Source organism: Hydrogenophaga sp. L99, from assembly GCF_058731905.1.
This window is the reverse complement of sequence record NZ_CM178972.1, coordinates 1,160,171-1,186,980: the sequence shown is the minus strand read 5'-3', so window position 1 is coordinate 1,186,980 and position 26,810 is coordinate 1,160,171. Positions and strand designations below refer to the sequence as shown.

Below are 26,810 nucleotides of genomic sequence, written 5' to 3'. Positions count from 1 at the left end.
GCACATGCGACCGGTTAACGCGGCCTGCACCGACGCGCTTTACAGCGTTGAGGCCACCCGGGCTATGGAGCTACAGGTAGCCGCGCGCCTGCCTCCGCACCAGTTGATGGCCCGCGCGGGCTTGGCCGTGGCGCGGCTGGCGTGCGCACTGGAACCCCACGCCCGCTGCATCTGGGTCGCCTGCGGACCGGGCAACAACGGTGGCGACGGCTTGATTGCGGCAACCCACCTGCACCAATGGGCGCGGTCGAGCGGCAGCTCGACACGGGTGGTGGTCACCCACTGGGCTGGCCCATCCTCCAAAGACCGATCGCTACCTCCAGACGCCGCACAAGCCCTGCGCCAGGCGCAAGCCGCTGGCGTGTGCTTTGCCGCGCATCCGCCCGAAGATTACGACCTCGCGATTGACGCGGTATTCGGCATCGGTCTTTCACGGGCGCCCGAGGGACTGGCTGAGCGATGGGTAGAGCTTTTGCGCGGCACCCCAAAAACAGTGCTCTGCGTGGATGTCCCCAGCGGCCTGAACGCCGACACCGGCACCTGGATGCCATTGAGCCGTGCAGTCCTGGGAGCGGCTGGCAGCCGCCACACGCTGGCGCTGCTCGCGCTAAAACCCGGCCTGTTCACCGCCGATGGACGGGATGCTGCTGGTCGGGTCTGGTTTGATGATTTGCAGGTCACGTCATCGGATCACCACCCACCTTGCGCACGTCTCAACGGCTGGGCAGACCCTGCGCGACTCCAGTCAAAACGATCGCACGCAAGCCACAAAGGGAGCTTCGGTGACGTGGTGGTCGTGGGCGGACAAGACATTGCAGCCCACGGATCGGGCATGACCGGAGCCGCCGTATTGGCTGCTCGCGCGGCCCTGCACGCAGGTGCCGGCCGCGTGTATGTGGGACTGCTGGAAGCCCACCCGCCCGCGGCAACAAACGCCGTGCGTTGGGACCCTTCGAGTCCCGAGTTGATGTTTCGCAACGTCAAGACGCTGCTGGACAGCCCCTTGCTGACCCATGCGTCTGTGGTTTGCGGGTGCGGCGGTGGGTCATCCGTGGCCACGGTATTGCCCCATATTCTTTCTGGCGCCCACACCCTCGTGCTCGATGCTGATGCATTGAATGCCGTCGCCAACGACACAACGCTTCAGGCGCTGCTGAGCGAACGCAGTGATCGAGGCTGGTCCACCGTCCTCACACCACACCCACTGGAAGCTGCACGGCTGCTGTGCTGCAGCACCGCGGACGTGATGGCGGACCGCCTGACTGCAGCCCAGACCCTGAGCGAGCGCTTCAACGCCGTGTGCGTGCTCAAAGGCTCAGGCACCGTCATCACCGCGCCGAAGCAGATTCCGCGGATCAACCCCACGGGCAACGCAGGGCTGGCCACTGCCGGCACGGGTGATGTGCTCGCAGGTATGCTGGGCAGTGCCCTGGCACAGCCCGGATTGACACCCGAGCAACAGCACGAGCGACTGGCCCACGCGGTGTTTCAGCACGGCTGGCTGGCGGACCAATGGCCTGTGGCCACAGATTTTTTGGGCGCTGAAGGGGGCGTCATAAAGACACTCACAGCCAGCCGGCTGGCTGACCGGGTGCACCCGATCGGGTAACCGCCATCTGTTCGCTCAGGCCGGGCAAGCGTTTGCGAGCCTTATGGGCTTGGGTATCTGGCTCAGCCGAGCAACATCAAGCCGACCTGCATGACGATGATCAACACCAGCACGGACAGGTCCACCCCGCCCACCGTGGGCACGATGCGGCGCACCGGCCGCAGCACGGGCGCACAAAGACGGTCCAAAGTGCCCAGCACCGGCGAGTGCGGCTGCACCCACGACAACACGGCGTAGGCCAGCAAGAGCATCATCAGACCCTGCAGCAAGGTGCGCAGCAGAAGTTTGATCGCCAGGGTGGGAATGGCCAGCAGCATCGCGGCTGGCGAAGCCTCTACCGGCGTGAGTGTGGCGGCCAGCATCAACCACAAGCCGCCGTAAGCCAGGGCAAACAGCACCGCAGCCATCAGGCTGCCCCAGTCCATGCGGCTTTGTGCCAGGCTGCGCGGCAGAATACGGCGCACTGGCGCGACCAGCCAATCGGTCACAGCAATCACCAGACGACCCGGCTGGGCCGACATGTGGATGCGATGGTGGTTCATCCAGGCACGCAACAGCGCCGCCGCGACCAGGAAAAAAAAGAAGGTATCGAGCAGGAAAAAAACAACGCGCATGCAGGTTCCTGTGGGGATTCAAAAAAGGACATCTGGCGCTTGAGCGCGCCAGCGAACAGACCACCCCGAGTTTAGAGGGTGCGCTTCAGGGCAGAAAACGGGTATTTAGGCCCCCACCAGCAGCAAGGGTGCCCGGGGCACCCGGGGATCGGGCTCCAGCCCTGCGGCCAAACGCTCCAGGGCCGCGGCCCGCGAAGCCTGAAGAAAGTCCAGCATGATGGGCGAACTGTCGGCCAGCGCATGTCGGTCGTGGTGAAACTCCGGGTGCCATTGCACGCCCCGTGCATAGGCATCACCGGTCCAGCGTATGGCTTCCACCAGCCCATCCAGCGTGGAAACGGCTTCTACCTCCACACCTTTTCCCAAGACAGCAACCGCCTGGTGGTGGATGCTGGTAACGCGCAACTGCGACGAGGTGGGGTACAACGCCGTCAGTGCGCTGCCTTGCAGAAACGTCACATCGTGCTCCAACTGATCGTACAGCTCGGTGTCCACATGCGGATGCGCTGCGAGGCACTGGGTCGCGATGTCCTGGTACAAGGTGCCACCAAACGCCACATTCAGCAACTGCGCCCCACGGCACACGCCCAGCACGGGCTTTTTTTGCGCGAGAAAGGCGCGCAGCAGGCTCAGTTCGTATCGGTCGCGCACCACGTCGCCCTGCCAGCGCGGGTCAATCGGCGTCTCGCCGTAGGTCTGCGGCGCCACATCCGCACCGCCTTGAAGCACCAGTGCATCCAGCTCCTGCACCACATGGTCTACCTTGAGGTGTCGCGCCGCGTGTTTGCTGTCGTGTGCGACGGCGGGCACCATGAACGCGACGGCGCCATGTTCCATGATCCAGTGGGCCAAGGATTGCTCGATGTATTGCAAGCTTTTGTTGCGAAAACCGAGCTCCGACGGCACCTGATACAGCAGGCGTGCCGACACCCCTATGCGCAGCGGGCGCTCGGTGAGCGCTTGGGTCTTTTTGCGGCGCGGTGCCGCAGCCGGTGGATCAAGCCCCACGGATGCGCTGGGTGCTCCGGCCGCCTTGTCGTCCTTGGAAATGCGGCGCTTGCGAGGCGGTATGGTGACGCTTTCCATGCTTCTCGCCGGGCACATCTAGCGGCGGCTCTTGCGGGGCTTGCCAGACGCCGACCGGGAGCCGCTGCGTTCCGCTTTTTTGCCTGCCGCTTTGCGCACCGAAGCTTTCACCTCCAAGGCGGGAGGCAATTTGGCGGCACCTGTTCGCCCTGGCGCAGTAGATTCGTTGTTGCCACCACGGCGGGGCTTGCTTGAGCGGCCGGCACCCGGCTCGCCCGCGTCGGACTGTCCGGTCTTGTCGCGCAGGGCACGCAACACCACGTCGTCGTTGTCGGTGACCAATCTGAAGTCGATACGGCGCCCATCCAAATCCACGCGGCTGACCTGCACCTGCACCCGCGAACCCAGTGCATAGCGGATACCGGTGCGTTCCCCACGCAACTCCTGGCGCGCTTCGTCGAACCGGAAGTACTCACCACCGAGCTCGGTGATGTGCACCAAGCCTTCGACATACATCGCGTCCAGCGTGACAAACAGGCCGAAGCTCGTCACCGACGTCACCACGCCACTGAACTCTTCGCCCAGATGCTCGCGCATGTATTTGCACTTGAGCCAGGCTTCCACATCACGGCTGGCCTCGTCTGCACGGCGTTCGTTTGCGCTGCAATGCAACCCGGCTGCTTGCCACGCCAGCGTATCGACCGAAGGCTTTTTCACCGGCTCGCCCGCCACCGGCGGCTTGACACGGCTGGCCAGGCGCTTGCTCAATTTGGCATGCGCCTCACCCGGGGTCGGCAACACCGGCAACTGGTAGCGCTTGCCCGCCAAGATGGCCTTGATGACGCGGTGCACCAACAAGTCAGGATAGCGCCGGATCGGGCTGGTGAAGTGGGTGTAGGCGTCAAAGGCCAAGCCAAAGTGGCCCTGGTTGAGCGGCGTGTAGATGGCCTGCTGCATGGAACGCAGCAACATGGTGTGAATCTGCTGAGACTCGGGGCGGTCTTTGGTGGCACTCGCGATCTTCTGAAACTCCGACGGGTGCGGGTTGTCGCTGATGGTCTGCGTTACACCCATCGCCTTGAGATAGTTGCGCAGAATGTCCTGCTTCTCGGGCGTGGGACCTTCGTGCACCCGGAAGAGTCCGGTGTGCTTGCCCTCGCCAATGAAGTCGGCCGAACACACGTTGGCCGCCAGCATGGCTTCTTCAATCAGCTTGTGGGCATCGTTGCGGGTGCGCGGGATGATCTTTTCAATGCGGCCCGAATCGTCACACACGATCTGGGTTTCCACCGTTTCGAAGTCCACCGCACCACGCACCTGGCGCGCCACCAACAAGGCACGGTAGACATCGTGCAGATTCACCAGGTACGGCACCAGCGCCTTGCGCTGAGCCGCCTCCGGCCCCCGGGTGTTTTGCAAAATAGCGGCCACCTCGGTGTAGGTGAACCGGGCATGACTGAACATCACAGCCGGATAAAACTGGTACGCGTGGATTTCACCTTTGGCGTTCACCAGCATGTCGCACACCATGCAAAGCCGCTCAACGCCCGGGTTCAATGAACACAAACCATTGGACAGCTTCTCGGGCAGCATGGGAATCACGCGGCGCGGGAAGTAAACGGAAGTGGCACGGTCGTAGGCGTCCACGTCGATCGCCGACCCGGTTTCCACGTAATGGCTCACATCCGCAATCGCCACCAGCAAACGCCATCCTTTGCCACGCCCCACTTTGGCCGGTTCGCAGTACACAGCATCGTCAAAGTCGCGCGCATCCTCGCCGTCGATGGTCACCAGGGGCACGTCGCGCAAATCAACACGGTGCAAGTGATCCGCAGCACGCACGTGGTCGGGCAAGCTGCGCGCCTGGGCGAGCGCGGCGTCGGAAAACTCATGGGGCACGTCGTATTTGCGCACCGCGATTTCAATTTCCATGCCCGGGTCGTCGATGTCACCGAGCACTTCTTTCACGCGACCCACCGGCTGCCCATAGAGCGCGGGTGGTTCGGTCAGTTCGACCACGACGACCTGACCAGCATGGGCAGAGCCAATCGCCCCTTTTGGGATCAAAACGTCCTGGCCGTAACGCTTGTCTTCAGGCGCCACCAGCCAGACGCCGCTTTCTTGCAACAGACGGCCGATGATGGGAGAGTTAGAGCGTTCAACAATCTCGGTCACTCGACCCTCGGGGCGGCCCTTGCGATCAAGGCGCACGATGCGCGCCTTGACGCGGTCCTTGTGCAGGACGGCACGCATTTCGTTGGAGGGAAGGTAGATGTCGGCCTGCCCATCGTCTCGGACAACGAAACCGTGTCCATCGCGATGCCCAGAAACCACACCTTCAAATTCGGCCAACAGGCTGTTCTTTTCGTTCACTATTTTTTTGGAAATATTTAAATGCTATACTAATGGTTTCCTGAGATGCCCAGGTGGCGAAATTGGTAGACGCACTAGTTTCAGGTACTAGCGCCGAGAGGCGTGGAGGTTCGAGTCCTCTCTTGGGCACCACAATCATAAAGGCTTGCCGACGTAAAAGTTGGCAAGCCTTTTTCTTTTGCACTCGCGAAACAACCTGAATGCTCAATAAGCGTGTAGCGACGTGTGCAAGCACCCAAATCTGCAGCACCCTTTCGAAAACAGGAAAAATCACCGTATAATTCAAAACTTCCTGAGATGCCCAGGTGGCGGAATTGGTAGACGCACTAGTTTCAGGTACTAGCGCTGAGAGGCGTGGAGGTTCGAGTCCTCTCTTGGGCACCAAAGATTTGAGGGCTTGCTGACACGTGTTGGCAAGCCCTTTTTCTTTGGGAAAACGGCATGAAGCAACCTGAGCGACCCTGACATCAGGCTGCCTCGTCGAAGGCAAAACGTCATAAAGGGCGGTGTCCTGACGGCCAGCCATCAGAACACCGGTGAAGCGCGCAAAGCCCCCAATCAGAACGGTACCGCCAGCAGATCATGGCCCTCGGCAGCCACGATGCGCGCCTTGGTGAACTCCCCTACTTTCAGCGTCTTGCTGATTTTCTCTGGCGGCAGCAAACGCACCAGGCCGTCAATTTCAGGGGCATCGGCATAACTGCGGCCCACGCCACCTTTTTTACCCAGACCTGGGGCCGAATCAACCAGCACTTGCATGGTCGCGCCCACGCGCTGACGCAATTTTTCCGCCGAAACCGCTTCTGCCACCGCCATGAAACGTGCTCGGCGCTCTTCACGGACTTCGCTGGGAACCGGGTTGTCCAAGGCATTGGCGGCAGCCCCCTGTACCGGAGAGAAAGCGAAGCAGCCTGCACGGTCAATCTGCGCCTCCTGCACAAAATCAAGCAGGTGTTGAAACTCCGCCTCGGTCTCGCCGGGAAAACCCGCGATGAACGTGCTGCGAACCACGATTTCAGGACACAACTCCCGCCAACGTGCAATGCGCTCCAGGTTCTTCTCGCCACTGGCCGGCCGCTTCATGCGCTTGAGCACATCGGGGTGGCTGTGTTGCAAGGGCACATCCAGATACGGCAGGCACAAACCTTCCGCCATGAGCGGAATGATCTCGTCCACATGCGGGTAGGGATACACGTAATGCAAGCGCACCCAGGCACCATAGCCCTTGGCCAACTCGCCCAGGGAACGCACCAAGTCCAGCATGCGCGTTTTGACCGGTTTTCCATCCCAAAAACCGGTGCGGTATTGCATGTCCACGCCATAAGCAGACGTGTCCTGACTGACCACCAGCAACTCTTTGACGCCCGCTTCAAAGAGCTTGCGCGCCTCGGTCAGCACATCGCCAACGGGCCGACTCACCAAATCACCCCGCATGGACGGGATGATGCAAAAAGTGCAGCGGTGGTTACAGCCCTCGCTGATCTTCAAATAGGCGTAGTGGCGCGGCGTCAGCTTGATACCCTGGGCCGGAACCAGGTCCACAAACGGATCATGCGGCTTGGGCAGGTGCAGGTGCACCGCCGTCATGACCTCGTGCGTGGCGTGCGGACCCGTGACGGCCAACACACTGGGGTGCATTTTGCGCACCAGGTTATCGCCGTCGTCGCCGGTGCGGGCACCCAGACAACCCGTCACGATCACCTTGCCATTTTCGGCCAGGGCCTCGCCAATGGTGTCCAGACTTTCGCGGACAGCATCGTCAATGAAGCCACACGTGTTGACGATCACCAGATCGGCGCCGGCAAACGTTTTGGAGGTTTGATAGCCCTCAGCGCTCAGCTGGGTCAGGATGAGTTCGGAGTCGGTCAGCGCTTTGGGGCAGCCCAGACTGACAAAACCGACTTTCGGCGCGGCAGCGCCCGGTGTGGCAACAGTTTCATTCATGGACCAATTGTCTCAGACTGCCCGCAACCGCACACGCCGCCAGGGCGCAGCGGCCATCTACCGCTTCAAACCCAGGGCAGCCATCATTTGTTCGCTGTTCTTTTGCATCTGCTCCTGCATTTGCGTGAAAGCGGTGCGCGACTGCTCCATGTAAGTACCCATCATCCCCTGCATCATGGGCGACTGCACATTCATGAACTGCTTCCAGGCTTCCGGGTTCAAGCCGCTGGACTGCTCGGTCATCTTGTGCTGCAGGTCCATGAATATCTGGACGTTTTTCTCCAGATACGCCCCCATGAAGTCTTGCATGGCATGACCATAGAAGCGAATGATGTTGGCCAACACCTGCTCGGTAAAGATCGGCACGCCTGCGGTTTCCTCTTCCAGAATGATCTGCAACAGGATGCTGCGCGTCAGGTCATCGTTGGTCTTGGCATCGCGCACCACAAAGAGCTCGTTGTCCATGACCAACGACTTGACCTCGGCCAAGGTGATGTAGGACGAGGTGTCGGTGTCGTACAGACGGCGGTTCGGGTATTTTTTGATCACCCGCACCACGCCTGCAGGAGAAGAGCCGGCCTCGGCCTTGTTTTTTTGCACGAAAAATCTTTCAGAATGGGACGGTTCAGAGCCCGTCGACGGGGCAAAGGATACGGCACATTCTAAAAACCGAAGCTGACAACCGCTTCATGGGTTTTCCCGATGCCGGAGAACGGGCCGGCTGGCCATGCACTCAGCGCTGTACAACGTCAGATCGCGCGTGAAAAAACAGCACCGGGGATTTAGCCAAACCCCAGAAAGCAAAATGCCCTTGTAACTCAATGAATTACAAGGGCATTTTGGTAGGCGCGATTGGACTCGAACCAACGACCCCCACCATGTCAAGGTGGTGCTCTAACCAGCTGAGCTACGCGCCTACAAACCGTTCGAAGTCTCAAATTATAGCAGTGTTTCGATCGTCTTCTCAAGACGGCAACTTCATTTGCGCCGAACCACCCGAACGCCAGGCACGTCGCCCACCACCGACATGGCCCGAGCCACTTGGCGCGCGTCTGCCACTTCAATGGTGAAGGTCATCCAGGCGATCCCCTTGACCGATTGGGTCTGCACACCAATCACGTTCATTTTTTCGCGGGCAAACACATCGGAAATGTCGCGCAGCAGGCCTTGACGGTCCAGCGCTTCTACCGCGACATCAACCGGGTAATAAGCGCCCTCACCACGGCTGGTGCTGCCAGATCCGCCCCATTGCACGTCGATCACTCGGTCAGGCGATTTGCGCTGCAAGTGCGCGAAATCGGTGCAATCGGCGCGGTGAATACTGACCCCTTTGCCTCGCGTCACGAAGCCGCCGATGTCGTCGGGTGGTGCCGGCTTGCAGCACTTGGCCAATTGCGTCATGAGCGAGTCCACCCCCACCACCAGCACACCACCGGGTGAGCGGCTGGGCTGTTTGCGCGGCTTCTTCAGCCAGGGAGGCACCTCTTCCAATGCCGCGGCGGGTTCGGCTGGGCGCAGATGGGTCTCGATGGCGCGCACAGACAGCTCGTCTTTGCCGACTTGCTCAAACAGCTCCTGAGCCGATGTGAGCCCCATGGAGACGGCAAGATCGTCCAGCTTCAGCGCGGTTTTGCCCTCGCGCTGCAACAGCTTTTCCACGGCCTCGCGTCCACGGGCGACGGTTTCCTCCATGGCCTGCGCGTTGAACCAGGCACGCACCTTGCTTTTGGCCCTGTGGCTGACCAGGTAGCCAAGATCGGCGTTGAGCCAGTCGCGCGAAGGGCCGCCCTCTTTCGCTGCCGTGATCTCCACGGTCTGCCCGTTTTGCAACGGCGTGTTCAGCGTGACCATAGCGCCGTCAACCCGGGCGCCCCGGCAGCGGTGGCCAAGGCTGGTGTGCACGGTGTAAGCAAAGTCCACCGCGGTGGCGCCCTGGGGTAGCTCGACGATCGCGGCGTCGGGCGTGAGGACGTAGATGCGGTCATCAAACAAACCCTGCCCGGTGCCGCTCAGGTCGCGCTCCCAGGCCAGCAGCTGGCGCAGCACCGCAATTTTGGCGTCGTATTCGGAGCTGGCCGACACGCCAGCGTAGCCCTTGGAGCCCGCCTCTTTGTAGGCCCAGTGGGCGGCCACACCGTGTTCGGCATGGTCGTGCATGGCCTGGGTGCGAATCTGGATCTCAAACGCCCGGCCCTGGTCGTCGCGCACCACGGTGTGCAGCGACTGGTAGCCATTGGGTTTCGGCTTGGCGATGTAGTCGTCAAACTCCTCCGTAACTGGCGTGAACTGGGCGTGGACCAAGGCCAGTACCGCGTAGCAGTCGTCCACCTGCGGCACCACCACGCGCAGGGCGCGAATGTCAAACACCTGGTCAAAATCGAGCGACTTGCCCCGCATCTTCTTCACGATGCTGTAAATGTGTTTGGGCCGCCCCTGCACGGATGCTGTGACGCCTTGCTGCAGCAAGTCTTGCTCCAGTTGCAGGCGCACCTGCTCGACGTGCGTTTCGCGCTCGGCACGCTTTTCGTCCAGCAGGCGGGCAACCTGCTTGTAGGTTTGGGGTTCCAGAAAACGGAAGGCCAGGTCTTCCATTTCCCACTTGATCTGCCAAATGCCCAGTCGATTGGCCAGCGGCGCGAACACATGCAACGACTCGCTGGCCATGGCCTCGCCCGGGTCGCCTTTGCTCGCGGCAAAGTAACGCAGCGTTTGGAGCCGGGAGGCCAGGCGCAACATGACCACGCGCAGGTCGCGCGAGAAAGCCAGCAGCATCTTGCGCACGTTTTCCGTCTGGCTGGCCGCCAGCTCGGACACCGGGGTTTTGCCAGGCGACACGAGAGGCAGCGCCTGGTCTTGTGCCGCCTGTCGTTCCTCTTCTTTCTTGGCTTGCACCTGGGCGGTTTTCACCCTGGCCTGGCGCTGCAACTGGACCAGCTTGGTGGTTTCAACCGCCAGGGCCGCAAAGTTGTCACCAAAGGCCTTGGCAATCACTTCTTGTGGGCGGTTCAGGTGCTGGCAGGCGTAGACCAGATAGGAAGCTGCCTGCATGGCTTCAGAACCGCCAATGTCATTCAGGATCGCGGCCACGGCATCGGCGTGCGCCAAGATGTTTTCGCCCGTATCGAGCTGCTCGGAAGCCAGCAAGGGCTCGGCAAAGGCCCGCGCACGGGACAACGCTTGCGCCTGGTGCGGCAAGCTGTCCGAGGTAGCGGCCACGATGGCCGAGGGCATCACGGCGTGGCCCGAGGGCGCTGAGGGCAGTGGCACCGCGTCAGGCGGTGGAGAGGCAGAAGAACGCTTCATGGACGGTCACAAGGCAGCCGGTCAGGGCGCCTCCAAAAATTCTTGAACGGCGGCGATCTGGTCGAGGGCCACGAGTGTTGGGGCATGGCCCACGTGGGCGAATTCAATACAGCGTGCGCGCGGCCCCCGGCTGGCCATCTGGGCTGCGGTATCCCGGGTGAGCAGATCCGATTCGGCACCACGCAACAACAGGGTGCGTGCCGAGATGGCATCGTAAAGCTCCCAAAGCGCGGCTTCGCCGTCGCGCACGGCTTGCCGAGCAGCGGCTTCATCGGCCATGCCCACCAGCGCCTTGAACGGCACGGCGATGGCCGGGTCGTAATGCAGCCACCAACGGCTGTGTCGCTCGCGCAGCATGGGACGCGATAGCGCCAGCCACTGCGCCGGCGTGTGCGGTCCAAAACCGGGGGAAATGGAGGCCAAGTAGTCCACCGCTTCCTGCTCGGTTGCAAACGATGGATTGAGCCCAAGGTAAGCACCGATGCGCTGCAGCGCTTCCCACTGGATGACGGGGCCCACGTCGTTCAGCACCAGCCGACGCAAACCCAGCGCTGGCTGCGCCGCCAACGCCATGCCAATCAGCCCGCCCATGCTGGTGCCCACCCAGTCAATCACCGTCTCAGGCTGCTCAGCCCGGAGCTTGAGCACCAAGGCAGCCAGGTCAGCGGCGTAAGTACCCACCTGGTAGGCCATGGGATCGGCCAGCCAGTCGCTTTCACCCCGACCGGCCACGTCCACGGCCAGCACCCGGGTGTGCGGCTGCAGCGCCTGCGCCAGTGCGTCGAAGTCGCGTCCCTGGCGCGAGAGCCCGTGCACACAAATGACCACACGGCGGCGGTCTGCCGCAGGCAGCGCTGGCCAGTCCCAATAGGCCATGCGGCGGGGGCCACCGCTGCACGCGGCGGGGCCGCTGACGGGCAGAAAATGGCGTGTAGGTTGCTGCATGGATCGATCCTTCCCCGGGCTCCGTGATAATGCTTCGACTGTCTTTCAACCTATCGTAATTGAACTGGAGTTCCCGCCATGCTTTCGAACAAAACGGCCCTCGTCACCGGATCGACCAGCGGAATTGGACTGGGCATTGCCAAGGCGCTGGCGCGCCAGGGTGCCAACATTGTTCTGAATGGTTTTGGCGACGTGGAAGGCCCCAAGTCCGAGATCGCCGCCCTGGGCGCCAAGGTGGCTTACCACGGTGCTGACATGAGCAAGCCCGAGGAAATTGAGGCCATGATGGCCTTTGCCGCAGCCGAGTTTGGCCAGGTGGACATCTTGGTGAACAACGCCGGCATTCAACACGTGGCGCGCATTGAAGACTTTCCCGTGGCGCGCTGGGACGCCATCATCGCCATCAACCTCACCAGCGCCTTTCATGCCACGCGCTTGGCACTGCCCGCCATGCAGGCAGCCAACTGGGGACGCATCATCAATGTGGCCTCGGTGCACGGACTGGTGGGCTCGGCGGAGAAATCGGCCTACGTGGCGGCCAAGCACGGCGTGGTCGGTCTGACCAAAGTCACAGCGCTGGAAAACGCCACCTCGGGCGTCACCTGCAATGCCATTTGCCCTGGCTGGGTGCTGACGCCCCTGGTTCAAAAACAGGTGGACGCCAAAGCGGCCGCGCTGGGCGCGTCGAACGACGACGCCAAAAAGGTGCTGCTGGGCGAAAAAGAGCCTTCCATGCAGTTCACCACACCGGAAGAACTGGGCGAGCTGGCCGTATTTTTCTGCTCACCTGCCGCAGCCAATGTGCGCGGCGTGGCCTGGAACATGGATGGCGGCTGGGTCGCGCAGTAATTGACTGCGCTGGGGTTCGCCATGCAAAAGGCCCGCAATGCGGGCCTTTTGCTTTTGTCCTGCGCGGGCGCCCTGCTGGCAGGCGCGGCATTGGACAGGTCAGCGCAGTTGGATGCTGCCGGACACGGTCACATTGACCATGCTTTTGCCGGCTTCCACCGCAATGGGAGCGTCTGACATGGCGGCCTTGGCCTCCATCGCCATCACCCGCGGGCGCACATAACCGCCGCCCTGGTCGGCTGAACTGACGGCGATTTCCCGCAGCGAGTAAGCGGTGAATCCAAAGCCTTTGGCAATCTCAGTGGCACGCCGCTGAAAACGCTCGATGGCCATGGCCTGCACGTCGGATTCCAGCGCCTGTTGCGCCTCGCGCGACAAACTGAACCCCACGTTGCCCATGGTCAGGGACTGGATCTTGCCGGCGGTGGCGCTGATGCGGGCGAAATCACGGCCTTCCAGGACCAACTCGGTGCTGCCTTGCCAGCCATTGATCTTGCCGCTGCTGCTGTAGCGGGGATACAAGCTGAACTGCCCGGTGCGCACTTCCAGCTGCTGGGGCACCGCCGCCGACTTGGCCACCGCCAGTGCCGCATCCAGTGCCACCTTGAGCTGGTTTTGCACGGTGCCTGCGTCGGGGCCTTCTTTGGTCGTGTTCAGGCTCATCGAAAGCCAGTCCTGCTGAACTTCCTTGAAACCGCTGGCCGAGAGCTGCACCACATTGGCCGGTGGTGGCACTGCGCTGGTTTGTGCCTGGGCCAAGGCTGACGCGCCCAGCAAGGTCAGCACAAGCAACGAACGCTGGACAGGAAAGAAAGCAATGGAACGGTGTGTCAGGGTCATGGACTATTTTTTGTGGTTGGCGTGAGAGGACTGGCTGCGGAGTTGTTCGCGCATGCGCTGGCGCTCTTCGGCGGAAAGCCGGTAAGGCTTGAAGGGATCGTCCACGCTGTCAAAGGGCTGACGCAGCGCGTCTCGCAGGTGCAAGGTGCGCGACTCGTTGCCGTCAATGGAAATGGGCATCACCACTGCGGCCGCCTCCAGCGGATCGCGCAGCTTGTGGTCGTCCGTCGGGCCAGCAGCCGCTGTTCCCAGCATCAAAAACAAAATTCCGCCCGTCAGGTTCAGCTTCATGGTGTGCTCAAGTATGCATGTTTCACCCATTGTGTGATGTGTGCTCTGTGAAGTGGCAGGCACCAGGTGGCAACATCTGTAACAGCGTGTCAGGAAAATAAAAAACGTGTGCTGACAAGCACTTGGCGCTGCCACAATCGCGTTTGTTACATTTTCGGAGTTGTTGCCATGTCACAAACCAATGCCCGTCCCAACAAGGTTCTGGTCGTCGATGACGATGTTCGTATTCGCGACCTCTTGCGCCGTTACCTGATGCAGGAAGGTTTCGAGGTGATGCTGGCGGAAGACGGCAAGGCCCTGAACCGGGTGCTGCAACGCGACACCGTGGACCTGATCGTGCTCGACCTGATGATGCCCGGCGAAGACGGGCTGTCCATCTGCCGGCGGCTGCGCGCCAACGGGGACCGCACACCCATCATCATGCTCACCGCCAAGAGCGAGGACGTGGACCGCATCGTGGGCCTGGAAGTGGGCGCCGACGACTACCTGGGCAAACCCTTCAACCCGCGGGAGCTGCTGGCGCGCATCCACGCGGTGCTGCGCCGCCGCCCCCCCACCGAGGTGCCGGGCGCGCCGTCGCAAGACCAGGAGGTGGTGAAGTTTGGCCCGTTTGAATTTGACCTGAGCCTGCGCACCCTGCGCAAAGACGGCGTGGACCTGCCCCTGACCACCGGCGAATTCGCCATGCTCAAGGCCCTGGTGCGCCACCCCCGCCAGCCGCTTTCGCGCGAGAAGCTGGCGCAACTGGCGCGCGGACGCGAATTCGAGCCGTTTGACCGCAGCCTGGACGTACAGGTGTCGCGCCTGCGCAAACTCATCGAGGAAGACGCCGCCTCACCGCGCTACCTGCAAACGGTTTGGGGTGTGGGTTACGTGTTTGTGCCGGACGGAAACAACTGATGTCCGACGAATCGCGCGTTCCGTTTGAAACCCAACCCACAGCGCTGGAAACCGCGCCTGCGCCGCTGGAGATCCGTCCACGGCGGGGCATGAGCCTCTTCTGGCGAACCTTTTTCTTTCTGGCCGTGCTGCTGGTTGGCTGCATCATCGCGTGGCTTCAGACGTTTCGTGCCCTCGAATACGAACCGCGTGCATTGCAAAGCGCGCAGCAGCTGGCCTCGTTGGTCAACCTGAGCCGTGCGGCGCTGGTGCACTCTGACTCGATTGCCCGTGTCTCGCTGGTCAAGACCCTGGCCGACGAAGAGGGTTTGCGCATTGCACCGCGGGAACCCAGCGACACCTACCGCTTGTACGACGTGGACTCACTGAGCCGCAACGTGAGCGAGCGGTTGAGGCTGCGGCTGGGCACTGACACGGTGGTGGCCCGCGAAGTGAACGGCACGCCGGGTCTCTGGATTGGCTTCACGATTGACGGCGACCCCTACTGGCTGTTGACCGATCCCTCGCGCATTGGCCCGGTGGCGGGCACCACCTGGCTGATCTGGCTGGGCACGGCCGCGCTGCTGTCGCTCGCCGGTGCAGCACTGATCGCGCGGCTGATCAACCACCCCCTGAAAAAGCTCTCCTTTGCGGCCAGCCGTGTGCGCGAAGGCGACTTCAACGCCAGCCAGCTCAACGAGGCCGTGGCAACCAGCGAGATACGCGAGGTGAACATCGGCTTCAACCGCATGGCCCAGCGCCTGAGCAAGATCGAGCAAGACCGCGCCCTCATGCTTGCCGGCATTTCGCACGATTTGCGCACCCCTTTGGCGCGCCTGCGGCTCGAAACCGAGCTGAGTGTGGCCGACCCGCAGGCACGCGAGCACATGGCCGCTGACATTGAGCAGGTCAACGCCATCATCGACAAGTTTCTGGACTACGCCCGCCCCGACCACCTACAGCCCCAGGAGGTCAGCCTGAACCAGGTGGTGGACGCAGCGGTGTTTGCGCTGGGCTCGGACGCCAACACACGGGTCAGCGTGAACATTCCACCGGACACCATCGTGATGGGCGACGCAGTGGAGCTGCAGCGCGTGTTTTCCAACCTGCTGGAGAACGCCCAGCGCTACGGCAAAGACCCGGAGACCGGCATCGCCCGAGTCGAAATCGCCGCCAAGGCGAAAGACGACTTTGTGCTCGTCAAGCTGCGCGACCACGGCCAGGGCGTGGCGCCCGAGATGCTGGAACAACTGACGCAACCCTTCTTCCGCGGCGACGTGTCGCGCACATCGGCCACGGGCACGGGCCTTGGACTGGCCATTGTGGACCGCGCCATTGCCCGCATGGGCGGGCGTTTTGCGCTGGCCAACAGCAGCACCGGCGGTCTGGCGGCTCACATGAAACTGGTGAAAGCGGCTGCCTGAGCGGTGCGCGCCGCCGTCAGCCGCCAGCCACTACCCTGAGCAACACCGCCGCCCGGGCTTCAATGGACAGGCCCTGCCCTACCGGACCGAGCTTTTCAGCGGTTTTGGCCTTCACATTGACCTGCACCACCGCCACACCGAGCGTGCGGGCAATGCTTTCACACATGGCGCCGATGTGGGGCGCCAGCTTGGGCGCCTGGGCGATCACGGTGCTGTCCACGTTGCCAATGTCAAACCCGACCGCGCGAACGCGCCGTGCCGCCTCGGCGAGCAGCACGCTCGAATCGGCGCCCTTGAAGCGCTCGTCGGTGTCCGGAAAATGGCGCCCAATATCACCCAGGCCTGCGGCGCCCAGCAGTGCGTCGGTGATGGCATGCAGCAGCACGTCGGCATCGGAATGGCCGAGCAGACCCATGCTGTGCGCAATATGCACGCCACCGATGATGAGTGGGCGCCCGGGCACCAGGGCGTGCACGTCCCACCCCTCACCGATACGAAAAGGAAATGCTGGAGCGTTCATGAGCGGCTTTTCAAAATGGCCTCGGCCAGGGCAAAGTCTTCCGGGTAAGTGACTTTGAAATTTTGGGCGCTGCCCGCTACCAGCATGGGGTGTTGACCGGCCATTTCCATGGCACTGGCTTCGTCAGTCACGCCCGCGAAGCCCTGCGCTTCGGTGGCAGCCAAGGCTGCGTGCAAGGCACCCACACGGAACATCTGCGGGGTCTGGGCCAGCCATTTGTCCGAACGGTCCACCGTAGCGGCCACGCGCCCGTTGGCCTCCACCTTCAGTGTGTCGGGCAACTTGAGCGCCAGCAGGCCGCCCACCGGGTCGTCCCAGCATGCGTCGAGCAAGGCGTTCACTTGCTGCGGTGTCACCAGGCAACGCGCGGCGTCGTGCACCAGCACCCAGTCGTCGGGCGCTGCGCCCTGCGCCAGCAGCGCCTGCAAACCGTTGAAGACACTGCCCGCGCGGCTGCTGGCGCCGCAGGGCAGCACCTGCACGTCGGGGTGGTCCAGGCTCAAAAACCGGTCGCCCGGTGCCACCACCACCATGCAGCCCGCCACACGAGGCACCGCCTGCAAGGCTGCCAGCGTGTGCAGCACCAGCGGCAAGCCTGCCAACGGCTGGTATTGCTTGGGCGTGGCGGTGCCCGCGCGCGCGCCTGAGCCGGCACAGGGCAGCAAGGCAAAGCAGCGGGGCGCGTTGGTTTGGGGGGATTGGGTGCTGGCGTCGGGCATGGCGGTGCGTGCATTCTAAAATCAAGTGCTCTTCACCCCCCGCCTTCGCTGGCTGGGGGTGTTTGTCATGTCTGGCACCGCCACCGAGCCCCCCATGGATCTTCCCAAACTCAACCCCGGCAAACGCTTCACCCTGCCACGCCCCAGCGGCTCGGCCGACGCCTTGTTGCTGGCCCAGATCGCCACGCGCGAAAAAGCCGCCGGGCGGCTCACCGCCATCGTCACCGCCGATGCCACCGATGCCCAGCGGCTGATTGAGGAAATGGCGTTTTTTGCGCCCGCCTTGCGCTGCGCGCTGTTCCCCGACTGGGAAACGCTGCCCTACGACAGCTTTTCGCCGCACCAGGACCTGATTTCAGAGCGCCTGGCCACGCTGTGGCGTATTTCACAGCATGACAAGGAAACCGGTGCCGACGTGGTGCTGGTGCCCGCCACGACCGCGCTGTACCGGCTGGCGCCGCCAGCTTTTCTGGCCGGCTACACCTTTCACTTCAAGGTCAGGCAAAAACTGGACGAAGCCAAGCTCAAAGGCCAGCTCACGCTGGCGGGCTACCAGCATGTGACGCAGGTGGTGAGCCCGGGCGAATATGCCGTGCGCGGCGGCTTGATCGACCTGTTCCCCATGGGCTCGCTGGTGCCGTACCGGGTGGACTTGTTTGACGACGAGATCGACAGCATCCGCACTTTTGACCCGGACAGCCAGCGCAGCCTGTACCCGGTGCCCGAGGTGCGGCTGCTGCCCGGGCGTGAATTTCCGATGGACGACGCGGCCCGCGCCAAATTTCGCAGCCGCTGGCGCGAGCTGCTGGACGGCGACCCGACCAAGAGCCGCATCTACAAAGACATGGGCAACGGTGTGGCCACCGCCGGTATTGAGTACTACCTGCCGCTGTTTTTTGAAGATACAGCCACCGTGTTCGATTACCTGGGTGAAGCGGCCACCGTGGTGCTGCACGGCGACCTGGAGCCCGCGTTCCAGCGTTTCTGGCAAGACACGCAAGACCGCTACCGCCTCGTCAAGGGCGACCCCGAGCGCCCGGCGCTACCGCCCGAGAGCCTGTTTCTGTCGGCCGAACGGTTCTATACCGAGGCCAACGCGCACGCGCAACTGGCCCTGCGGCCAGCGCTGCAAGACGTGGCCGACAACGCCTTCGCGCAGAAGCTGGGCGACTTGTCGGTGGTGCGCGGGGCCGAAGACCCGCTCTCACGGCTGCAAGGCCACATCCGCAACACCGCGCACCGCGTGCTGTTGCTGGCCGAGAGCGATGGCCGGCGCGAAAGCCTGCTGGACTTTTTGCGCGCCAGCGGCGTCAACCCGCCCGGGTTCGACTCGCTCGCTGAATTTCAGGCCAGCGACGAAAAGATGGGCATCGCCACGGCGGCTCTCACGGTCGGCTTTTGCTCGCTCGAACAAGGCATCGACTTAGTCACTGAAACCGAGCTGTTTGCCGCCGGCCCCACCACGCGCCGGCGCAAAAAGCAGGAGCAGGTCAGCGATGTGGACGCGCTCATCAAGGACCTGAGCGAGCTCAACGTAGGCGACCCGGTGGTGCACAACGCCCACGGCATTGGCCGCTACCGCGGCCTGGTCGAGATGGACATGGGCGAGAAAAACCCCGACGGCTCGCCCGCGCTGATGGAATTTTTGCACCTGGAATACGCCGACAAAGCCGTGCTCTATGTGCCAGTAAGCCAGCTGCAACTGATTGGCCGCTACACCGGCGTGAGCGCCGACGAAGCACCGCTGCACCGCCTGGGCAGCGGCCAGTGGGACAAGGCCAAACGCAAAGCCGCCGAGCAGGTGCGCGACGCCGCCGCCGAACTGCTCAACATTTACGCCCGCCGCGCGGCGCGCCAGGGCCATGCGTTCCGCTTCTCGGCACAAGACTACGAAATTTTTGCCAACGACTTCGGCTTTGAAGAAACCGCCGACCAGCGCGGCGCGATCCACGCCGTCATACAGGACATGATCAGCCCGCGCCCCATGGACCGGCTGGTGTGTGGCGATGTGGGCTTTGGCAAGACCGAGGTGGCGCTGCGCGCCGCATTTGTGGCCGTCACCGGCGGGCGGCAGGTGGCGTTTCTGGCGCCCACCACGCTCTTGGCCGAGCAACATTACCAGACGCTGGTAGACCGCTTCGCCAAATGGCCGGTGAAGGTGGCCGAGGTGTCGCGCTTTCGCTCGGGCAAAGAGATCACCGCAGCCATCAAGGGCATTGCCGACGGCACGGTGGACATCGTCGTGGGCACACACAAGCTGCTGAGCGAATCGACCAAGTTTCACAATCTGGGCCTGCTCATCATTGACGAAGAACACCGCTTTGGCGTGCGCCACAAGGAGCAGATGAAAGCCCTGCGCGCCGAGGTGGACGTGCTCACGCTCACCGCCACGCCCATCCCGCGCACGCTGGGCATGGCGCTGGAAGGCCTGCGCGATCTGTCGGTCATCGCCACTGCGCCGCAGCGCCGCTTGGCCATCAAGACCTTTGTGCGCAGCGAAAACAACGGCGTGATCCGCGAAGCGGTGCTGCGCGAGCTCAAGCGCGGCGGGCAGGTGTACTTCTTGCACAACGAGGTCGACACGATCGAGAACCGCAAGCAGAAGCTGGAAGAAATCTTGCCGGAAGCGCGCATTGCCATCGCCCACGGCCAGATGCCCGAGCGCGATCTGGAGCGCGTGATGCGCGACTTTGTGGCGCAGCGCTACAACCTGCTGCTGTGTTCAACCATCATCGAAACCGGCATCGACGTGCCCACGGCCAACACCATCGTCATGAGCCGGGCCGACAAGTTTGGCCTGGCCCAGCTGCACCAGCTGCGCGGCCGCGTGGGCCGCAGCCACCACCAGGCCTACGCCTACCTCATGGTGCCCGACATTGAGGGCCTGACCAAGCAGGCCGCGCAGCGGTTGGATGCGATCCAGCAGATGGAAGAACTCGGCAGCGGCTTCTACCTGGCCATGCACGACCTGGAGATTCGCGGCGCCGGCGAGGTGCTGGGCGAAAACCAGAGCGGCAACATGCTGGAGGTGGGCTTTCAGCTCTACAACGAGATGCTGAACGAGGCCGTGGCCAGCCTCAAAGCCGGGCGCGAGCCCGACCTGCTGAGCCCGCTCAGCGTCACCACCGACATCAACCTGCACGCCCCTGCCCTGCTGCCCAGCGACTACTGCGGCGACGTGCACCTGCGCCTGAGTTTTTACAAAAAGCTGGCCACCGCCAAAACCGCCGACCAGGTGGACGCGCTGCTGGAAGAAATCGTGGACCGCTTTGGCAAACTACCTCCGCAGGCGCAAACGCTGATTGACGTGCACCGCCTGCGCGTGCTGAGCGCGCCCTACGGCGTGATCAAGGTGGACGCCGCGCCCGGCGTGACGAACATCACCTTCAAAGCCAACCCGCCGGTGGAGCCCATGCGCATCATCGAACTGATCCAGAAGAACCGCCATATCAAACTGGCGGGCAACGAAAAGCTGCGCATCGAGCGCGCCTTGCCCGAGGTGAAAGACCGCGTGCAATTGGTGCGCGATGTGCTGCGCAGCCTGGGCCAACCCATCAAAAAACCCGAAATGGCCTGAGCGCCAAACGACCATGACCACCACCACCGAATTCGCCCCCGGCCTCGTCCTGCAAGGCTTCACCCCGCCACTGAAATTGAGCGACTTCAAGCTCATCGCGTTTGACATGGACTCCACGCTCATCAACATCGAGTGCGTGGACGAAATTGCCGATGCGGCGGGCCGCAAGCCTGAGGTGGCGGCCATCACCGAAGCCGCCATGCGCGGTGAAATCACCGACTACAAAGACAGCCTGCGCCAGCGCGTGGCGCTGCTGCGCGGCGTGACCGTGGCCGACATGGAACAGGTGCTGACGCAGCGCCTGCAGCTCAACCCGGGCGCCGAGGCGCTGGTGAAAGCCTGCAAGGCCGCTGGCCTGAAGGTGCTGCTGGTGTCGGGCGGCTTCACCTATTTCACCGACCGCGTGCGCGACCGCCTGGGCATCGACTACACACGCTCCAACGAGCTGGAGATTGAGAGCGGCCCCAACTGTGGCCAGCTCACCGGCCGCATGGTGGACCAGCCCTGGGGTGACATTTGTGACGGCGAGGAAAAGCGCAAGATGCTGCTGGAAACCTGCGCACTGCTGGGCATCAGCCCCCGGCAAACCATTGCCATGGGCGACGGCGCCAACGACCTGCCCATGATGGGCGAGGCGGGCCTGTCGGTGGCGTACCACGCCAAACCCGCCGTGCGCGCCCAGGCCATGGTCGCCATCAACGAAGGCGGGCTGGACCGCTTGCTGGACGTGCTGCAGTGACCCGCACTTGCAGCAACCCAGCCCGCGCCAGATGTTGAAGCGCCTGGCCAACAACCTGCGCCGCGAATGGCGCAGCCACCTGGGCACCCTGGCCCTGGTGCTGGCGGTATTTCTGGGCGTGCAGGCGTGGCAAACGCGTGGCGTGCCGGCGGGCCCGGCGCCCGAGTTGGCGTTCACTCTGATCGCGCCCGACGGCAGCCGCACCCAAACCACCTTGAGCGCCTGGCGCGCGCTGCACCCAGGCCAGCCGGTGGCCTTGCATGTGTGGGCCGAATGGTGCCCCATCTGCCGCACCGAAGAGCACAGCATCACCCGCCTGGTGCCCCATGGGCAGGTGCTCACCGTGGCCATGCAGTCGGGCCAGGCCGATGCTGTGGCGCGCGTGCTGGCGCAACGCCAGCTGCCCTGGCCCACCGCGGTGGACCCGCGCGGCGAGATGGCCCGTGCGCTGGGCTTCAAGTCGGTGCCGGCGTTTGTGGTGGTGGACGGCCAGGGCCACCTGCGCGGCGCCACCGTGGGCTACACCACCGAGCTGGGCATGCGGCTGCGGCTGTGGTGGGCGGGCTGGTTCTGACGGACGGTTGCGCCTCAACCCCCCGCGCGCTTCACCACATGGCCCTGGGCTTTCAGCGCCGCCATGATCCGCTCCACGTGGTCACCCTGAATTTCAATCACGCCGTCTTTCACCGTGCCACCGGTGCCGCAGGTCGCTTTCAGTTGCTTGCCCAGGGCGGTGAGCCCGGCGGCGTCCAGCGCCACGCCTTTCACCAGCGTGACCGCCTTGCCCCCGCGCCCTTTGGTTTCGCGCGACACGCGCACCACGCCGTCGCCCGCCGGCGCCGCGCTGCGCTGGCCGCACACGCAATGGGCCACGGGCTGGCGGCAGGTGGGGCACATGCGGCCCGCGTCGGTCGAATACACCAGGCCGCCCATTGAAAGCTTGTTTTTCATCGGCGCTGATCGTAGCGCCTGGCGCCGCTGCTCGGCTTCGGCCAGCCCCGTTAAACTGCAAAGACCATGCCATTTACCGCTCTCGGGCTCGTTCCCGCCCTCGCCCAAGCCGCTGCCGAACTCGGTTTCACAGCCCCCACACCCATCCAGCAAGCGGCCATTCCGGCCGTGCTGCAAGGCAAAGACGTGCTGGCCACAGCCCAGACCGGGTCGGGCAAAACCGCGGCCTACGTGCTGCCGTTGCTGCAGCGCCTGCAAGGTGCACCGCTGCACACACCCCGGCGCGTACGCGCTCTGGTGCTGGTGCCCACGCGCGAGCTGGCGGCCCAGGTGGGCGAGGTGCTGCGCAGCTTGGCCCAGCACCTGACCGAGCGGCCCAAGGTGGCGGTGCTGTTTGGTGGCGTGTCCATCAACCCGCAAATGATGGCGTTGCGCGGCGGTGCCGACGTGGTGGTGGCCACGCCCGGGCGCCTGCTGGACCTGGTGGACCACAACGCGCTGCGGCTCTCGGCCGTGGACATGCTGGTGCTGGACGAAGCCGATCGCCTGCTTGACCTGGGCTTTGCCGACGAGCTGGCGCGTGTGCTGGCGCTGCTGCCCGCGCAGCGGCACACGCTGTTTTTCTCCGCCACGTTCCCGCCCGAGGTGCAGACACTGGCCAGCGGCCTGCTGCAAACGCCCGAGCGCATCGACATTCCTTCTGCGCCCGTGGCCGACGCCGTGGTGCTGCAGCGTGTGATTCAGGTGGACGCCGACCGGCGCACCCAGCTGCTGCGCAAGCTCATCAAAGACAACGGCTGGGAACGGGTGCTGGTGTTTGTGGCCACGCAATACGCGGCCGAGCGGCTGGCCAGCAAGCTGCACCACGGCGATTTGTATGCCACCTCGTTTCACGGCGGCTTGAGCCAGGGCGCGCGCAAGCAGGCGCTGGACGAATTCAAGCAAAAGCGCTGGGACGTGGTGGTGACCACCGATCTGGCCGCCCGCGGCATCGACATTGCGCAACTGCCCGTGATGGTGAACTTTGACCTGCCCCGCTCAGCGGTGGACTATGTGCACCGCATTGGCCGCACGGGCCGCGCGGGCGAAAGCGGCCTGGCCGTGAGCTTTGTGAGCGCCGACACCGAAGCGCACTGGAACCTGATTGAAAAACGCCAGGGTCTGTGCCTACCACGCGAACAGATTGCCGGGTTTGAACCCGTGGCAGTGGCCGTGCCACGCAACCCGGTGGGACCGGACAACGGCGGCATCAAGGGCAAACGGCCCAGCAAAAAAGACAAACTGCGCGCTGCTGCCGCTGCCGCGGCGGCCCCTGACAGCGGCACCTCGAACACGTCCGAATAAGGCGTTGAGGCGGCTCAGCCCCAGACCACCGAGCGCATGGAAATTGAGGCGGCCTGAAACCGGTCGTTGAAAAAACGGGGGGCTTCATCGGGCGCCACCGCACCGGCCGCATACAGGAGCGGCAGGTAGTGTTCCCAGGTCGGATGGGCCATTTGGGCCAGATCGCCCAGCTGCTGAAAATCGCTCAAAGCGCCCAGGCGCCCTTGCTCCATGTGCCCGGCCGTCACGGCATCAAACTCGATGGTCCAGTCATAGGCTTGGTCGTCGGCCGCCTCGCGCCGCATGGTGCGCAGGTTGTGCACGATGTTGCCGCTGCCCACGATCAGCACGCCACGCTCGCGCAGCGCACGCAGCTGCTGGCCAAGCGCAAAGTGCTCGGCCGGCGGTCGGCTGTAGTCCATGCTGAGCTGCACCACCGGAATATTGGCCTCTGGGAACATGGGTTTGAGCACCGACCAACTGCCGTGGTCCAGCCCCCAATCGGCTTCGTCCAGCCCCAGCGGCAGCGCCGTGCCCGGCTGGTGCACCTGCTCGCTGATGGCCCGGGCCAGCGCAGGCGCGCCGGGTGCGGGGTACTGCTGGTCAAACAGCGCCTGGGGAAAGCCACCAAAATCGTGGATGGTGCGTGGATCGCTCATGGCCGTGAGCTGCCAGCCCCGCGTGAGCCAGTGGGCTGAAATGCACAGGATCAGACGGGGCCGCTCAACCCGCGCCAGCAGCTCCTGGCCCAGCGCCTGCCAGCTGCGCCGGTAAGCGTTGTCTTCAATCGCATTCATGGGGCTGCCGTGACCGAGAAACAGCACCGGCAAACGGTCTGTGGCAGGCAGCGCCTGCAAGCTGCTCACGTGGCTGGACGACAAAACGGTGGGTGCCGTGGCACCGGGCAGAGGGGAAGCGCTCATTGACATGGGGGCAGTAACGGCAAAAATACGGTGGCGAATCAACCCAGGACGGGTGTGCGGTTTGGCGGCACCGGGAAAAATACAGCGAATTGAAGACTTGGCGGCGCAAGAAACACCGGGTGAATTCTTTCACAAAGGTGACAGCCGGGCTGGGAAATTAGGTGTTTTCACCGCAACACAAAACGTGTCATCCTGTTATATTGCACTGCAACATAACTGTTTTTGAAGACCCATGCTCTACCAGATTTACGAAACCCAGCGCTCCATCATGGAGCCGTTCTCTGACCTGGCCGAGGTTGCTGCCAAGCTGTTCAGCAACCCAGGACTGCCTCTGGGTCAGTTTCCCTTGGCGCAGCGCGTGTCGGCCGCCTACGACCTGATGCACCGACTGGGCAAAGACTACGAAAAGCCCGTGTTCGGCATTCACACGGTGGACGTGGAAGGCGTGGACGTCGCGATTCACGAGCGCATTGAAATGGACAAGCCATTCTGCGAACTGCGCCGGTTCAAGCGCTTTTCAGACGATTCGGCCACCCTGGACACACTCAAGACCCAGCCGGTCGTGCTGATCGTGGCACCGCTCTCAGGCCACTACGCCACCCTGCTGCGCGACACCGTGCGCACCATGCTCAAAGACCACAAGGTCTACATCACCGACTGGAAAAACGCCCGCTTGGTGCCGCTGTCAGAAGGTGAATTCCACCTTGATGACTACGTGAACTACGTGCAGGAATTTATTCGTTACCTGCAAAAGAAATACGGCAATTGCCACGTGATGAGCGTGTGCCAGCCAACCGTTCCGGTGCTGGCCGCTGTGTCGCTCATGGCCAGCCGTGGCGAAACCACGCCGCTGTCCATGACCATGATGGGTGGCCCCATTGACGCGCGCAAGTCGCCCACCGCCGTGAACGACTTGGCCGTGCAACGCAGCCACAGCTGGTTTGAAAACAACGTGATCTACCGCGTGCCAGAGAGCTTCCCAGGCGCCGGCCGCCGCGTGTACCCTGGTTTCCTGCAGCACACCGGGTTCATCGCCATGAACCCGAACCGCCATGCCGACAGCCATTACGATTACTTCAAGAACCTGATCAAAGGTGACGACTCCAGCACCGAGAGCCACCGCAAGTTTTACGATGAGTACAACGCCGTGCTCGACATGGACGCCGACTACTACCTGGAAACCATCGACACGGTGTTCCAGGACTTCAAACTGGTCAACGGCACCTGGGATGTGAAAAACCCCAAAGGCAAGGCCGAGCGCGTGAAGCCGCAAGACATCACCCAGACCGGCCTGCTGACCATCGAAGGTGAGCTGGACGATATTTCGGGCTCGGGGCAAACCGCTGCGGCGCACGACCTGTGCACCGGCATCGCGCCCAAGCAAAAAATGCACTACGAAGCCGCAGGCGCTGGTCATTACGGCATCTTCAGCGGCCGCCGCTGGCGCGACATGGTGTACCCGCTGGTGAAGGCGTTCATCATTGCCCACCAGCCCGGCTCGGCGCCAGCCCCCAAAGGCATTGCCAAGCCAAAAGCCAAGGCACCTGCTGCCGTGGCACCGGTGAAAGCAGCACCCGCCAAGGCCAAGCCAGCACAGCCAGCGGCTGCGAAAGCCGCTGTCGCACCCAAGCCGGCTGCCAAGGCACCTTCCGCAAAAGCGGTGAAAACCACCGTGGTAGCCACCAAGCCCGTGGCCGTGGCCAAACAAGCCACCCAACCCGCCGCGAAACCGGTGAGCAAGGCCGTGGCCAAAACAGCGGCCAAAGCCGTGGTCAAGCCGTCGGTGGCGCCAGCGGTGGTGGCTGTGGCCAAGCCTGCAACCCCCACCCCTGCGGTGGTCAACGCCGCAGCCCCTGCGACCGTCGCCGTGGCGGCCAAGGCGGTTGCACCCGCTGCGCCCGCCGTGGTGGTCAGCAAGCCCGACCAGGCTCCCAGCGCCTGATTCACGCGGGCCGCCGGGG

The 26,810-nt window shown here is 63.4% G+C and carries 22 protein-coding genes and 3 tRNA genes; 11 read left to right on the top strand and 14 right to left on the bottom strand.

Features of this window, described 5'->3' with window-relative positions:
• Positions 1-4 precede the first annotated feature (4 nt).
• Positions 5-1,609, top strand: coding sequence for an NAD(P)H-hydrate dehydratase (locus tag AC4QBL_RS05650; protein ID WP_472899071.1), 1,605 nt, complete (start codon positions 5-7; stop codon positions 1,607-1,609).
• Positions 1,610-1,671: 62 nt separating this feature from the next.
• Here the strand turns inward: AC4QBL_RS05650 and AC4QBL_RS05645 are convergent, their stop codons facing one another.
• From AC4QBL_RS05645 to rnr, 3 genes are all read right to left on the bottom strand, one after another.
• Entirely contained in the window at positions 1,672-2,223 is a 552-nt protein-coding gene (locus AC4QBL_RS05645; RefSeq protein WP_472899070.1) for a YggT family protein, read from the bottom strand.
• 105 nt (positions 2,224-2,328) lie between these two features.
• The gene (locus AC4QBL_RS05640; RefSeq protein ID WP_472906425.1) at positions 2,329-3,309 is read right to left on the bottom strand and encodes a gamma-glutamyl-gamma-aminobutyrate hydrolase family protein; all 981 of its coding nucleotides are present in this window, start codon (positions 3,307-3,309) and stop codon (positions 2,329-2,331) included.
• Positions 3,310-3,327: 18 nt separating this feature from the next.
• Positions 3,328-5,622, bottom strand: coding sequence for a ribonuclease R (gene rnr / locus AC4QBL_RS05635; protein WP_472906426.1), 2,295 nt, complete (start codon positions 5,620-5,622; stop codon positions 3,328-3,330).
• Between the two features lie 47 nt (positions 5,623-5,669).
• Here rnr and AC4QBL_RS05630 point away from each other — a divergent pair.
• Positions 5,670-5,754 (top strand) — tRNA-Leu (locus AC4QBL_RS05630).
• Positions 5,755-5,921: 167 nt separating this feature from the next.
• Positions 5,922-6,006, top strand: a tRNA-Leu gene (locus AC4QBL_RS05625).
• Positions 6,007-6,180: 174 nt separating this feature from the next.
• On the opposite strand, the gene rimO is transcribed toward AC4QBL_RS05625, so the two are convergent.
• The 5 genes from rimO to AC4QBL_RS05600 all read right to left on the bottom strand — a co-directional run bounded on the left by rimO (position 6,181) and on the right by AC4QBL_RS05600 (position 11,814).
• Positions 6,181-7,566, bottom strand: coding sequence for a 30S ribosomal protein S12 methylthiotransferase RimO (gene rimO / locus AC4QBL_RS05620; protein WP_472899067.1), 1,386 nt, complete (start codon positions 7,564-7,566; stop codon positions 6,181-6,183).
• A 57-nt stretch (positions 7,567-7,623) separates the two neighbouring features.
• Complete coding sequence (gene phaR, locus AC4QBL_RS05615; RefSeq protein WP_472899066.1) at positions 7,624-8,166, bottom strand: polyhydroxyalkanoate synthesis repressor PhaR; 543 nt, start codon at positions 8,164-8,166, stop codon at positions 7,624-7,626.
• Between the two features lie 240 nt (positions 8,167-8,406).
• Positions 8,407-8,483: transfer RNA gene (locus tag AC4QBL_RS05610), tRNA-Val, on the bottom strand.
• A 61-nt stretch (positions 8,484-8,544) separates the two neighbouring features.
• Complete coding sequence (locus AC4QBL_RS05605; RefSeq protein ID WP_472906427.1) at positions 8,545-10,869, bottom strand: RelA/SpoT family protein; 2,325 nt, start codon at positions 10,867-10,869, stop codon at positions 8,545-8,547.
• A 21-nt stretch (positions 10,870-10,890) separates the two neighbouring features.
• Entirely contained in the window at positions 10,891-11,814 is a 924-nt protein-coding gene (locus AC4QBL_RS05600; RefSeq protein WP_472906428.1) for an alpha/beta fold hydrolase, read from the bottom strand.
• Positions 11,815-11,892: 78 nt separating this feature from the next.
• Between AC4QBL_RS05600 and AC4QBL_RS05595 the strand changes: the two genes are divergently transcribed.
• Positions 11,893-12,663: a 3-hydroxybutyrate dehydrogenase gene (locus AC4QBL_RS05595; protein WP_472906429.1), complete on the top strand. Its 771-nt coding sequence runs from the start codon at positions 11,893-11,895 to the stop codon at positions 12,661-12,663.
• A gap of 99 nt (positions 12,664-12,762) precedes the next feature.
• On the opposite strand, the gene AC4QBL_RS05590 is transcribed toward AC4QBL_RS05595, so the two are convergent.
• Both AC4QBL_RS05590 and AC4QBL_RS05585 read right to left on the bottom strand, forming a co-directional pair.
• Positions 12,763-13,503 (bottom strand): SIMPL domain-containing protein, encoded by a 741-nt coding sequence (locus AC4QBL_RS05590; RefSeq protein ID WP_472906430.1) that lies wholly within the window; start codon positions 13,501-13,503, stop codon positions 12,763-12,765.
• A 3-nt stretch (positions 13,504-13,506) separates the two neighbouring features.
• Positions 13,507-13,794 carry a hypothetical protein gene (locus AC4QBL_RS05585; RefSeq protein ID WP_472906431.1) on the bottom strand — a complete coding sequence of 96 codons (288 nt, stop codon included), beginning with the start codon at positions 13,792-13,794 and terminating at the stop codon, positions 13,507-13,509.
• A 168-nt stretch (positions 13,795-13,962) separates the two neighbouring features.
• On the opposite strand from AC4QBL_RS05585, the gene ompR reads away from it, so the two are divergent.
• On the top strand, positions 13,963-14,694 hold the full coding sequence (gene ompR, locus AC4QBL_RS05580) for an osmolarity response regulator transcription factor OmpR (protein WP_472899060.1): 732 nt from the start codon (positions 13,963-13,965) through the stop codon (positions 14,692-14,694).
• A complete protein-coding gene (locus AC4QBL_RS05575) occupies positions 14,694-16,097 on the top strand; it encodes a sensor histidine kinase (protein ID WP_472906432.1) in 1,404 nt (467 codons plus the stop codon). Before ompR ends, AC4QBL_RS05575 begins: the two co-directional genes overlap by 1 nt.
• Positions 16,098-16,113: 16 nt before the next feature.
• On the opposite strand, the gene ispF is transcribed toward AC4QBL_RS05575, so the two are convergent.
• Together ispF and ispD are read right to left on the bottom strand one after the other, a co-directional pair.
• On the bottom strand, positions 16,114-16,617 hold the full coding sequence (ispF, locus tag AC4QBL_RS05570; RefSeq protein ID WP_472906433.1) for a 2-C-methyl-D-erythritol 2,4-cyclodiphosphate synthase: 504 nt from the start codon (positions 16,615-16,617) through the stop codon (positions 16,114-16,116).
• Positions 16,614-17,336, bottom strand: a complete 723-nt coding sequence (gene ispD / locus AC4QBL_RS05565) for a 2-C-methyl-D-erythritol 4-phosphate cytidylyltransferase (RefSeq protein ID WP_472906434.1) — start codon at positions 17,334-17,336, stop codon at positions 16,614-16,616. Before ispD ends, ispF begins: the two co-directional genes overlap by 4 nt.
• Positions 17,337-17,430: 94 nt before the next feature.
• Between ispD and mfd the strand changes: the two genes are divergently transcribed.
• The 3 genes from mfd to AC4QBL_RS05550 are packed head-to-tail and all read left to right on the top strand — an operon-like array spanning position 17,431 to position 22,226.
• Positions 17,431-20,913, top strand: coding sequence for a transcription-repair coupling factor (gene mfd, locus AC4QBL_RS05560; RefSeq protein ID WP_472906435.1), 3,483 nt, complete (start codon positions 17,431-17,433; stop codon positions 20,911-20,913).
• A gap of 13 nt (positions 20,914-20,926) precedes the next feature.
• Entirely contained in the window at positions 20,927-21,652 is a 726-nt protein-coding gene (serB, locus tag AC4QBL_RS05555) for a phosphoserine phosphatase SerB (protein ID WP_472906436.1), read from the top strand.
• Between the two features lie 7 nt (positions 21,653-21,659).
• Positions 21,660-22,226, top strand: coding sequence for a redoxin domain-containing protein (locus AC4QBL_RS05550; protein WP_472906437.1), 567 nt, complete (start codon positions 21,660-21,662; stop codon positions 22,224-22,226).
• Positions 22,227-22,240: 14 nt separating this feature from the next.
• On the opposite strand, the gene AC4QBL_RS05545 is transcribed toward AC4QBL_RS05550, so the two are convergent.
• Complete coding sequence (locus AC4QBL_RS05545; protein WP_472906438.1) at positions 22,241-22,603, bottom strand: translation initiation factor Sui1; 363 nt, start codon at positions 22,601-22,603, stop codon at positions 22,241-22,243.
• 66 nt (positions 22,604-22,669) lie between these two features.
• Between AC4QBL_RS05545 and AC4QBL_RS05540 the strand changes: the two genes are divergently transcribed.
• Entirely contained in the window at positions 22,670-23,947 is a 1,278-nt protein-coding gene (locus AC4QBL_RS05540) for a DEAD/DEAH box helicase (RefSeq protein ID WP_472906439.1), read from the top strand.
• Between the two features lie 14 nt (positions 23,948-23,961).
• Here the strand turns inward: AC4QBL_RS05540 and ygiD are convergent, their stop codons facing one another.
• On the bottom strand, positions 23,962-24,849 hold the full coding sequence (gene ygiD / locus AC4QBL_RS05535; RefSeq protein ID WP_472906440.1) for a 4,5-DOPA-extradiol-dioxygenase: 888 nt from the start codon (positions 24,847-24,849) through the stop codon (positions 23,962-23,964).
• Positions 24,850-25,081: 232 nt separating this feature from the next.
• Between ygiD and AC4QBL_RS05530 the strand changes: the two genes are divergently transcribed.
• Positions 25,082-26,791 carry a polyhydroxyalkanoate depolymerase gene (locus tag AC4QBL_RS05530; protein WP_472899051.1) on the top strand — a complete coding sequence of 570 codons (1,710 nt, stop codon included), beginning with the start codon at positions 25,082-25,084 and terminating at the stop codon, positions 26,789-26,791.
• Positions 26,792-26,810 lie beyond the last annotated feature (19 nt).

Coding starts and splice junctions, on each gene's coding strand:
- AC4QBL_RS05650 (WP_472899071.1), top strand. CDS start 5: ATGCGACCGGTTAACGCGGCCTGCACCGACGCGCTTTACAGCGTTGAG.
- AC4QBL_RS05645 (WP_472899070.1), bottom strand. CDS start 2,223: ATGCGCGTTGTTTTTTTCCTGCTCGATACCTTCTTTTTTTTCCTGGTC.
- AC4QBL_RS05640 (WP_472906425.1), bottom strand. CDS start 3,309: ATGGAAAGCGTCACCATACCGCCTCGCAAGCGCCGCATTTCCAAGGAC.
- rimO (WP_472899067.1), bottom strand. CDS start 7,566: ATGAATGAAACTGTTGCCACACCGGGCGCTGCCGCGCCGAAAGTCGGT.
- AC4QBL_RS05605 (WP_472906427.1), bottom strand. CDS start 10,869: ATGAAGCGTTCTTCTGCCTCTCCACCGCCTGACGCGGTGCCACTGCCC.
- AC4QBL_RS05600 (WP_472906428.1), bottom strand. CDS start 11,814: ATGCAGCAACCTACACGCCATTTTCTGCCCGTCAGCGGCCCCGCCGCG.
- AC4QBL_RS05595 (WP_472906429.1), top strand. CDS start 11,893: ATGCTTTCGAACAAAACGGCCCTCGTCACCGGATCGACCAGCGGAATT.
- AC4QBL_RS05590 (WP_472906430.1), bottom strand. CDS start 13,503: ATGACCCTGACACACCGTTCCATTGCTTTCTTTCCTGTCCAGCGTTCG.
- AC4QBL_RS05585 (WP_472906431.1), bottom strand. CDS start 13,794: ATGAAGCTGAACCTGACGGGCGGAATTTTGTTTTTGATGCTGGGAACA.
- ompR (WP_472899060.1), top strand. CDS start 13,963: ATGTCACAAACCAATGCCCGTCCCAACAAGGTTCTGGTCGTCGATGAC.
- AC4QBL_RS05575 (WP_472906432.1), top strand. CDS start 14,694: ATGTCCGACGAATCGCGCGTTCCGTTTGAAACCCAACCCACAGCGCTG.
- ispF (WP_472906433.1), bottom strand. CDS start 16,617: ATGAACGCTCCAGCATTTCCTTTTCGTATCGGTGAGGGGTGGGACGTG.
- ispD (WP_472906434.1), bottom strand. CDS start 17,336: ATGCCCGACGCCAGCACCCAATCCCCCCAAACCAACGCGCCCCGCTGC.
- mfd (WP_472906435.1), top strand. CDS start 17,431: ATGGATCTTCCCAAACTCAACCCCGGCAAACGCTTCACCCTGCCACGC.
- serB (WP_472906436.1), top strand. CDS start 20,927: ATGACCACCACCACCGAATTCGCCCCCGGCCTCGTCCTGCAAGGCTTC.
- AC4QBL_RS05545 (WP_472906438.1), bottom strand. CDS start 22,603: ATGAAAAACAAGCTTTCAATGGGCGGCCTGGTGTATTCGACCGACGCG.
- AC4QBL_RS05540 (WP_472906439.1), top strand. CDS start 22,670: ATGCCATTTACCGCTCTCGGGCTCGTTCCCGCCCTCGCCCAAGCCGCT.
- ygiD (WP_472906440.1), bottom strand. CDS start 24,849: ATGAGCGCTTCCCCTCTGCCCGGTGCCACGGCACCCACCGTTTTGTCG.
- AC4QBL_RS05530 (WP_472899051.1), top strand. CDS start 25,082: ATGCTCTACCAGATTTACGAAACCCAGCGCTCCATCATGGAGCCGTTC.